Here is a 1,006-nt window from a genome sequence, read left to right on the forward strand (position 1 = left end):
CCGGCGGCCGTCTCGACATGGACCACGGTGGCCTGCAGCGCCGGGGCGAGGTCGTCGCCGTCCGCGGAGCCCTGTGCGGCCGTCTGCAGGGTGGTCAAGTCGGACTCGGCGTCCAGCGCGGCCAGCAACAGCAGCTTTCGGGTCGGTGCGGGCAGCTTTCGATGGCGGCGGCGAAGGTCTCCTCCAGCCGCCCGGAAAGAGGCAGGAAGGCGGGCAGTGGGTCCTGGCCGAAGCGCTGTCGGTCGGTCAGTGCCGTGGGCAACTCCACCAGTGCCAGCGGGTTACCGGCGGCTTCGGCGAGCAGCCGCCGCCGTACTGCAGGCGCCAGTCCCGGCCATCGGGCGTCCAGCAGCGTGGCCGCCGGCTGCTCGGCCAGCGGGCCGATCATGCGCTCATACAGCCGGATGTGGTGGACGAAGCCGTCCTCCCCGGTCCGGCTGGCGGCCAGGAAGGCGATGAGGGTGCCGTCGATACGGCGGGCGGCGAACCCCAGCGCGGTCGCGCTGGCGCGGTCGATCCACTGCACGTCGTCGGCGATCATCAGCAGCGGACGTTCGGCTGCGACGTCGCCGAGCAGGGCGAGCAGCGCCGTCGAGGCGACCAGCGGGTCCGGCGAGGGTTCCGCCGCGAGGTCGAGGACCTGCAGGAGGGCGTCGCGGTGGCGGCCGGCGAGCCGGTCGACATGCTCGCGCAGCGGGTAGAGCATCTGGTGCAGCGCCGAGAAGTTCCACTCGGCCTCGAACTCCACGCCGGAGGCCCGCAGTACTCGCATGCCAACGGCTGCGGCCCGCGCCGCGGCCGCATCCAGCAGCGCGCTCCTACCCACCCCCGGATCGCCGCGCAGCAACAGACCCGGGCCAACCCGGCCATCCCCCTCGAGCAGTGACTTGACCAGTTCCCACTCGGCCCTGCGCCCCACCAGATCGGCTACCGGCCGCGATCCCACCGGCTCGGTCACCGCGCGAGCATCAATCTCGTGTTCACGAACAAGAATCGTGCGACGGCG

General features: G+C 72.3%; 1 protein-coding gene. It reads right to left on the minus strand.

Annotated features, from left to right (window positions below; genetic code table 11):
* Window positions 1–94: 94 nt before the first annotated feature.
* Window positions 95–1,006 (minus strand): AAA family ATPase (locus AB0I77_RS54055; RefSeq protein WP_363290406.1); only part of this gene is annotated, 912 nt, incomplete at its 5' end.

Origin of the sequence: Streptomyces sp. NPDC050619, from assembly GCF_040654815.1 — a bacterium.
In the GTDB taxonomy this organism is placed as follows: Bacteria; Actinomycetota; Actinomycetes; order Streptomycetales; family Streptomycetaceae; genus Streptomyces.